This window comes from Paenibacillus kobensis NBRC 15729, assembly GCF_004000825.1.
Taxonomy (GTDB): Bacteria; Bacillota; Bacilli; order Paenibacillales; family Paenibacillaceae; genus Paenibacillus_T; species Paenibacillus_T kobensis.
The window spans coordinates 1-8,617 of the sequence record NZ_BILZ01000105.1 but is presented as its reverse complement, the minus strand read 5'-3'; the positions used below and the strand labels follow the sequence as shown (position 1 = coordinate 8,617).

Annotated in this window: 9 protein-coding genes; 3 read left to right on the top strand and 6 right to left on the bottom strand. The window is 53.5% G+C overall.

Translation table 11 applies throughout. The features are described 5' to 3' along the window. A partial coding sequence (locus PKO01S_RS27860; protein ID WP_164779817.1) for a tail fiber protein occupies window positions 1-1,621 on the bottom strand: 1,621 nt, incomplete at its 3' end. Between the two features lie 289 nt (window positions 1,622-1,910). Here PKO01S_RS27860 and PKO01S_RS27855 point away from each other — a divergent pair. The 3 genes from PKO01S_RS27855 (at window position 1,911) to PKO01S_RS27845 (ending at window position 4,058) form a co-directional block, all read left to right on the top strand. Then, window positions 1,911-2,252 carry a winged helix-turn-helix transcriptional regulator gene (locus PKO01S_RS27855; protein WP_127534701.1) on the top strand — a complete coding sequence of 114 codons (342 nt, stop codon included), beginning with the start codon at window positions 1,911-1,913 and terminating at the stop codon, window positions 2,250-2,252. Window positions 2,253-2,434: 182 nt separating this feature from the next. Beyond that, complete coding sequence (locus PKO01S_RS27850) at window positions 2,435-3,151, top strand: SDR family oxidoreductase (protein WP_127534700.1); 717 nt, start codon at window positions 2,435-2,437, stop codon at window positions 3,149-3,151. A 154-nt stretch (window positions 3,152-3,305) separates the two neighbouring features. Then, a complete protein-coding gene (locus PKO01S_RS27845; protein ID WP_127534699.1) occupies window positions 3,306-4,058 on the top strand; it encodes an SDR family NAD(P)-dependent oxidoreductase in 753 nt (250 codons plus the stop codon). A 396-nt stretch (window positions 4,059-4,454) separates the two neighbouring features. Here PKO01S_RS27845 and PKO01S_RS27840 read toward each other — a convergent pair whose 3' ends face one another. From PKO01S_RS27840 to PKO01S_RS27820, 5 genes are all read right to left on the bottom strand, one after another. Beyond that, window positions 4,455-4,922: a heme-degrading domain-containing protein gene (locus PKO01S_RS27840; protein WP_127534698.1), complete on the bottom strand. Its 468-nt coding sequence runs from the start codon at window positions 4,920-4,922 to the stop codon at window positions 4,455-4,457. Window positions 4,923-5,000: 78 nt separating this feature from the next. Then, entirely contained in the window at window positions 5,001-5,606 is a 606-nt protein-coding gene (locus PKO01S_RS27835) for a pentapeptide repeat-containing protein (RefSeq protein ID WP_127534697.1), read from the bottom strand. A gap of 56 nt (window positions 5,607-5,662) precedes the next feature. Then, entirely contained in the window at window positions 5,663-6,439 is a 777-nt protein-coding gene (locus PKO01S_RS27830; protein ID WP_127534696.1) for an ABC transporter permease, read from the bottom strand. Continuing rightward, the gene (locus PKO01S_RS27825) at window positions 6,432-7,388 is read right to left on the bottom strand and encodes an ABC transporter ATP-binding protein (RefSeq protein ID WP_246070766.1); all 957 of its coding nucleotides are present in this window, start codon (window positions 7,386-7,388) and stop codon (window positions 6,432-6,434) included. Before PKO01S_RS27825 ends, PKO01S_RS27830 begins: the two co-directional genes overlap by 8 nt. A gap of 11 nt (window positions 7,389-7,399) precedes the next feature. After that, the gene (locus PKO01S_RS27820; RefSeq protein ID WP_127534695.1) at window positions 7,400-8,002 is read right to left on the bottom strand and encodes a TetR/AcrR family transcriptional regulator; all 603 of its coding nucleotides are present in this window, start codon (window positions 8,000-8,002) and stop codon (window positions 7,400-7,402) included. Window positions 8,003-8,617 lie beyond the last annotated feature (615 nt).

Genomic DNA, 8,617 nt, shown 5'->3' with positions numbered 1-8,617 from the left:
TCGCCTTCGCATAATAATTGACCGTTTGGTTCGCCTCAGCCGTACCGCCATCTGTGTCAAAGTCGACTGTATATGGATTGACCGTCCACTTCGCGTAAACCGTCGTGTCGCCCGTAATCGACGTTCCCGTGAAATCGAACGGTACCGTCAGCCCGCTGCTCGTGTACCAGCCCGCGAACGTATAACCCGTCTTCGTCGGATCGGTTACCGGCTTTGATACTTTCCCATTGTAGCTTACCGACTGACTTCCAATAACTGAGCCGCCATCGGTATTAAAGCTGACGATATACTGATTAAGAGTCCATCTCGCATACAGCGTCGTGTCTCCTGTAATCGCTGTACCCATGAAGTTAAATGGTATCGATAATGCAGCGTCCGAATACCAGCCGCCGAACGTATATCCCGTTCGTGTCGGATCAGTTGGCTTAGACGCCATCGCGCCCTGCGCCACCGTCTGGCTGTTCACTGCTGATCCACCATCGCTAACAAAGCTCACCGTCCGATAGATCACAGGAGGCAGAACCGATATGGTAACGGTCGCAATGCTGCCCTCCGGCACTTTGTACATAAAGCTGTCGCTGCCGGAGTAATTGGCCACAGGTGTGTATGTAAAAGATCCATCCGCATTCAAACTCAATGTGCCATGCTGCGGGCCGGCAACCAGTATTGACGATGAAACATTGCTATCATTCGCCAGAACTCCGCCCCCCGTCACCGTCAGCGTCTGATTCATAGTAACCGAATAGCTGTCAGGATTCGCGTACGCTTCGTACCAGTTCAATGAAGGAAATACCCCTGATTTCGCAATGCCGTACAGCAGTGTCGGGTCCGCGTTGAAGTTCGGTTCGGCGAAGTTCGTTCGGCCATCGCCCCCAAAACGATTCCCAATCAGAGCATAAAGAGCGGTATTCTGCGAAATGCTTATGAGCCCGCCGTCAGCCTGGTCTACGCCGATCACTCCAGCGTTCACGGCATTAGGAAACGTCAAGATCTCCCCCACATAAGGTAGAACCCCATATCCTCCGGACGGAAACACTCCCGAGTATGAAATATAATAGCTGACACCTGGAGCCAAGGGGCTCAAATCCGGCAAGTTGAACGTCGTGCTGTCTCCCCCATACGAAGAGCTTATAAGGGAATAGAGTGCCTGGTAGGAATTAATGCTCAGCCTCTGGTGCTGCGTAGGCAGCAACCCTGCGCCTGTGTAGTCGAAAGCAAATATTTTCAACTCGCTTACCGCGACCTCATTACTGAGTGGCAATGTCATGCCTGGATAGGGGACAATGCCTTCGGTAGAAATATAGTAGCCTGTTCCCGATACAACCTCCTTGCTTCTTAAATCCGGGAGAGCGAACGTATTTACACCGTCTCCTCCGAATCGATTGCCGATGGCAAGGAACAACGCCTGATAGTCCCCAATGCTCAACAACCTGCCGTCCGCGTGCAGCCATCCCATTGGCGGGTGCTGGTAAGGAAAAATCTTGACCTCACCGACAATGGGCATATCCGCCGAGGCTTTCGCCTTAGGGATTGGTACCCACCCTCCGCCTGCTATTAGTAGTCCGATCAAAAGAGCCATGATCAGCTTCGTTAACCGCTTTCCGTTCCCATTGCCCTGCAACGTGCTCATCTCCCCGACAAATAAATTCTTATTAAAATATACTAACATACATACCGAATAGCAGTAATTAACGTTAGTTAACTTATAAATACTTATTAACATATGCAGAGTTATATATAAAGTCATGACTTGTACCCTATTCACACTTCATTATTACTAAATATTTTCGTTACTCTGCTCCTATTATTTCGGCAGATCGCCATGAAAACTGAACCATTTTGTCCATCTCCAGTCCAACCAGATTCGATATAATGGCAATAAAGCACTCTACTCTTTCCGCCGCAAGGAGATGGGACCTATGGAACCGATCAAGTTGGACAAAGGAATACCGGGCGAGCCTTGCCCCATTGCCCGGACGCTCGACGTTATCGGCACCAAATGGACGTTTCTTATCATCCGCGACCTGCTGATCGAAGGAATGATGAGATTCAGCGACCTTCAACGCTCGATGGATGGGATAAGCCCGAAGACACTCGCCGTCCGGCTCCGGGAATTAGAGGCGCAGGGTATCATCCAGAGAACGGTCTATCCCGAGGTACCTCCACGCGTCGAATACAGGCTGACAGACAAAGGCAAGCAGCTCGAGAGGATATTCATTGAGCTCAAAAAGTTCGGACTCACGCTGCAGTAACAGTTCACCGTGTTCGACAAACGCACAATTGTAATATCGCCGAATGCTTACGCTGCACAAAACTTCCCAAAAGGTAACTATGTGTAATAATTATCACTACTTCCCGTATGGAACTATTGGTTCTATACTTGGCTGGAGCGCGATGCCACAGGTATCCAATTCCCCAAAGGGAGGCATGATTTATGCTGAAGAACAAGAAAGTGGTCATTATCGGCGGCAGTTCCGGCATCGGTCTAGAGACGGCGAGGCAGGCGGCAGCAGAAGGTGCAGAGGTTATCATTGCAAGCCGTACGGAAGAGAAATTGCGTACCGCAGTTGAGGCTCTCGGAGTGGATAAAGCTGCCGCTTTCCAGCTTGATACGACGGATGAGGAACGGGTGCGGTCTTTCTTCGGCACGGCCGGTCCTATCGACCATCTCGTCATCACGGCTGCCGAAACAGCAGGCGGTCCGTTCTTATCGACAGACTCGGCACAGGCCCGTCAGTTGTTCGACAATAAATTCTGGGGACAATACTATGCCGCCAAATATGGCGCGCCCCGCATATCCCCGCAAGGCTCGATCACCCTGTTCTCAGGCATTGTCGCTTACAAAGCGATGGCTGGCTCCGCCGCTCTTGGCGCCGTCAACGCCGCCGTCGCCGCGCTCGGCCGGACGCTGGCGCTGGAGCTCGCCCCCGTTCGAGTGAACGTCGTCTCCCCCGGCATTATCGATACCCCTTCCCGCAGCAAGATGGCTCCTGAAGCCCGCCAACAACTGTACGCCTCCCTTGCAGGCAAGCTTCCCGCGCAACGGGTCGGCACGGCTGACGACGTGGCGCGAACCGTGCTTTATTTGATGACGAACAGCTTCGTAACCGGAACCGTCGCACATGTCGAAGGCGGACATTTGCTGATGTAAGAACCGGCCTCAAACCGCAGAAAGTCACGAAAGCATAAGAGATGGGCAACCCCCGTAATAACGTTGTTATCCTTGCTATGGTACAATGGCCCTCGAAACGAATCAGCATGCTTGTAAGACCAAATAGACGATTGCGATACAGGAGGGCTTACTTGTGGTAGATGTACGAGGCAAATGGGCGCTTATTACGGGGGCAAGCCGTGGGGTAGGGTATGAAACGGCTGTATTCATGGCGAAGCAAGGCTGCAATCTCATCCTTCACAGCCGGAATTTGGAGCATACGAAGAAGGTCGAGCAGGAAGTGCTCGACCTTGGCGTAGAAGTCTACTGCGTGCAAGCGGAGCTCGCGAACCATAACGAAGTCATCGCGATGCTGAGCGAGATCGAGGCCAAAGGAACACAGGTTGATATCGTGTTCAACAACGCTGCCGTTCAGATCGCTTACCGGACCGACTTCTGGTGTACGCCGATCGAAGATTACGAGATGAGCTTCCGCATCAATTTCATTGCCATTGCAACGATCTGTCATCATTTCATTCCAGGAATGCTGGAGCGCGGCTTCGGCCGTGTCATCAACACGACGAGCGGCATCCGGAACGAACCGGAGCAAGCGGGCTACGCAGCCAGCAAAGCAGCGCTCGACAAGTTCACGAAGGATCTCGCTTCCCGTCTGGAAGGGACGAACGTCATCTTGAGCTTGACCGATCCGGGCTGGTGCCGCACCGATCTAGGCGGGCCGCATGCGCATCACGACGTGAAAACGGTCGTGCCAGGCATCGCGGTAGGCGCCTTTGTCAGCGACGGGAAGAGCGGACGGTTTCTGCCTGCGCAGCACTTTGCCGGCATGACGCTGGAGGCTGCGGTCGCAGAGGCAGAGAGAATGACAGCGACGCCTTATACCATTTAACTGGGATTTCACATCGCATCGCGGGGGATTCCTGCACAATGTGCAGTTATTTCCGCGATTGATGTGGCGGACCGAGCAAAGCCTGCACAACATGCAGGCTTTTTGCTGTTAAGTCATTCGTTGTTTCGATCCGGCAGCAAAAGAATGTATGTAATGCAGGAATGATTCGCAGTTTTCGCGACCGCCGGTAAAAGCCTGTAAGTTGTGCAGGAATCGTCACTGCTGTTTTTGCTGCCATTTTGGACTGCCTTTGCTGCAATTACCGCCTTCACAGCTTACTGACCGTGCCTAGCCGCTGCAGGTGAGTTGGCACAGTCTCATCAAAGATCAGCATCCCGTTCGCAGTCCTCGCCGCAAACAAAAAGCCATCCACCCGGATGGCCTTATTACCGTTGCTTACTTCACTTTCAGCATTCTGCGAATGCCTTCAACCGCGCACCAATGGTCCTCTTCACCAGTCAGGCCGGACACGGTCACGGTGCCGATCTTGCCTTGGCCGCGGACAACGATTGGGAACGATCCGCCCTCGCCTTGATAATCCGACAGCGGAAGGCCGGAGCCATCCTTGAACGTCGTGCCTTGCGCTTTGTATATTTCGCCGACGTACAGGGAGCTGTGGCCGTAATGGTTCACGACATTTTTCTTCGTATTGACCCAGTAGATGTTCTCTTTCGAAGTACCCGCCATATAATGCGTGAACAACGGATGCTCGTCATTCTCGATATGTACCGCAATGCCTTTGCCGATCTCCTCGGCAGCGATCTTGCAGATCAGGCTGCCCAGCGTGAAAGCATCCTCATTCGTAAAAGCATCGAACTGCAGCTCTTCTTCTTGCGCGAGCAGGTTCGTCGTAAGCTCGTTCATTGCCATTCCCCTCCCGATTAGCGGCTGTGTCCATCATCCCTATGTTACTACATCCCGCCCGCTGCACGGAAGGAGTGCTCACTCCACCTTCGCACCATACGAGCGGAGAAAACCTACCGCCTGCGCCCCGTCCATTCGCGCACCCTTCACATTAACGGCCAGCCAGTCGATTCCGGCCGTCTCCGCTCCGCGCAGGTCAGTCCCCGCAAGCTTCGCCTGAGACAAGTTCGCCCGCGTCAAATCGCATTTGCGCAAATCCGCTTTCTCCAAATTCGCGCCATGCAGGTCCGCTTCCACGAATAGCACACCGCGCAAATCCTGCTTCGCCAGGTGGGCATGCCTCAGGTTCGCATAGGACCAATCGCCCTGCACAATCGTCAGGCCGTCGAGCCTTGTCTTCGTGAAATCGGAGCCCGTTACCTTACAATTCGTAAACTTCGCAACGAACAGGCTCGCTTCCTCGAACCGGCAGTTCAGGAATGCCGTCTCGGTATGCAGCGACGCATTCAGCATCGCGCCGTCGAACTCGCATTCGATGAACCGACAGCCCGTCGTCACGATCTCCTCTAGCGATGCGCCCGTAAACCGGCACCGTTCGTACGTGCAGCGCACGAGCTCCCGCTCTCTCCAGTCGCACCCGCTGAAATTTTCTCCGGTATATCGTTCATCAGTATAGGATTCCACTCGTCTAACCCTCAGTTCGCGCTTCACCGCGCCGTATTTCGGTCAGCCCGCTCCCGTTATTCCGAAGCGCGCCACCGGATCATTTTAAATATAAACCAATACGAAGCCAGAACAAACAACAACATGATAAGCACATTCACCGACACTTCGTTCGTCCAACCCGCAGTAAGCATCTCCCTCAGCGCGGATGCCGCATACGTCGTCGGAAACACGTAACCGATCCATTGCAAGACCAAAGGCAGCTGGTCACGCTCCATCATGACCGGCGATAGAAACCCAATAAACATCATCAGTCCTTGCACGAGATTGCTCGTAGTCTGATGGTTCGGCGACCAGAACCCGATGCCCGCTCCGATGCCGACCATGCTAAGCACGGCGAGTATGAAGACCGGAATAAGTCCCCACTCATAATGCAGATGAACGTCGAACAAATACTCCCCGGCTGCCGCCATAATAATGACCGAGGGCATCGTCGTCATTAGACCGCGCAGCATTTGGGTCAGGACGAAATTGACCTTGCGAATCGGAAGAGATGCATAATAAGTGAAATAGCCTTGATGCTTCTGCCACGAGATTTCCTGCCCCAGCGCATTGAAGCCCATCATAATAACCGCGAATACGATATTGCCGACAATAAGGTTCACCATAATCTGATGTGTCGTCGCACCGAACATGAACTTCATTGATAATAGCGTCGATAAAGGGAAAATAGTCGCCATAAGCAGCACGATAATCCACTGATCCCTTACGATCGCAAACTGGATACGAAACAAGATGGACAATTCCGTCCATATTCTGCCTCCGGTCGGTCTGACATCGATCGCGCTATGCATGGGCTGCTCCCGCCTTCCTTTCGTCGATATACACATATACATCTTCCAAGCTTGGCGGGTACACCGCATACTCGTCGATCGGAAGCGAGTTGTCATGGATCATCCAATCGAGCAGCCGGCCCGCTCTTTCCTTATTCACGTAAAGCCTGATCCGGTGCTCGCCCGTCCGCTGGATATCGCCCCATCCTTCCATCCGGCCGATGAGCCGCTCTACCTCGCCGTAAGCAGCCGTCAGATCCAGCTTCAGCCGGCCGTCGACCCGCTGCTTCAGATGCGCGACCGAATCGATCTCCAGCAACTGGCCATGATTAACGAATGCGACGCGGTCGACCACCCGCTCGGCTTCCAGCACGTTGTGCGTCACCAACATGATCGTGGCACCCCGCCGGTTGCGCTCAACAATAAGATCCCATACCAGCTTCCGGTTCAGCGGATCCAGCTCATTGGTCGGTTCGTCGAATACGAGCACAGGCGCATCGCCGATAAGCGTCGTTCCCATGCCGATCATGCGGCGTTGGCCGCCGGACATTCGCTTAATCGGGCGGTTGATCAAGTCGCCCATATCGAATCTTTCGAGCAGCTCTCTCGTCTGAATCTCCGCCTCCCGGCGCGGCAACCCCCGCAACAAGCCGGTGTACAGCAGCGCTTCCCCTGCCGTCAGTACGCCCAGCGCATGAGGCTCCTGGGCATAATACGAAATTTCCGATGATACCCGCCGCTGCTGCTTCAACACGTTAACGCCCCGGTAACGGACCTCACCTGATGAAGGCGCCAACAGGCCGACGATCTGTTTCACGAGCGTGCTCTTGCCGGCTCCGTTCGGCCCGAGCAGACCGATAATCTCGCCCTCCCGGATCGAGAAGCTAATGTCCATGTTGGCTGGCGACTTCCCTCTCTTGTACACCTTGCTTACGCGGTCGATTTCCAGCAGATTCATGACGGTTGCCATCCTTCCATCTCTTATTGGTTAGGTGCGGGAGAGAACAAATTAAGGCCTACGCGCTGCATGCCAACCCAGTATTCGGCCGATGCCCGCGTGTTATCCGTAAGTGCGACCCCTTGATAAAAAGCGAAATATGCCCATGCGGCTTCCCACGATGGCTGCGGAAGCAATTGCCCTGCCGCTTGCCCTTCATCGAGCAGCGCCGCCAGCATGTCTGTGAAATGGTCGCCGAACTCGTCCAGAACGGCCGTCTCGGCTGGAAAACGCCGGAACTGCCCCATGACGTAATGAGCGAGCCGAAGGTAGGGCTGCCCGTTGGCTGCCATCTCAATATGCGTCTTCAGCATATACCGGAGCTTATCAATCGGCGTCCCCTCTGCCTCCTTGAACGAATAGAACGGTCCTCGGAATTGCTCCAGCGGCTCGACGACCGCACACCTGAACAACTCCTCTTTGCTCTTGAAATACAACAAGATCGTCGCCGCGCTTATATCAATGCTCTTAGCGATAATACCGAAGGTGGTGCCGGCGTAGCCGTACTCCGGGAACAACCGGACAGCCGCGTCCAGTATACGGTCCCTCTTCTCCTGTCTCGCCTGTTCATTTACGGTCCTTGCCATTGATCGTTCGCCCTCTCATTAAATAACTGAATGTTTATTTATATAATAATCAGCGGTCCTTTATTTGTAAACATATATTTTCCAGACCATCCATTCGACTAAAAGATCGCCTGCTGGGGCCGCTGAACGATTGGCTGCAGGGCGGCATACGAAGAAGACCGGCTCCATTAAGTCGGAGCCGGTCTATTTTTTGTATGCAATGATATGCTTTGTTGCATTTCATACAATGGAGAACACGTCTCAGCGTGACTCAGCGCTTGCTCGTTGCATTTTGTACAATGGAATATGAGTGTAAATGCTCCATACGGGCTCAAACCGCCTGCCTTGCCGTGAGCCGATTGTACGGAATACAACGAAGCCAACCCAGCCTGCTTCCTGCGCCGATTTCATTGTACAGTGTACAACGAGGCTCAAGCTTCAGTCAGTCGGGGGTGCTGGAATGGCGTACGGCGGATAGCTGCGGAGGAAGCGACTCCGTATGGATCAGTGGAACAGTGTGGATCAATGCAGATCAATTCGGGTCAGTGCATTCAGTGCATTCAGTGCATTCAGTGCATTCAGTGCATTCAGTGCATTCAGTGCATTCAGTGCATTCAGTGCATTCAGTGCATTCAG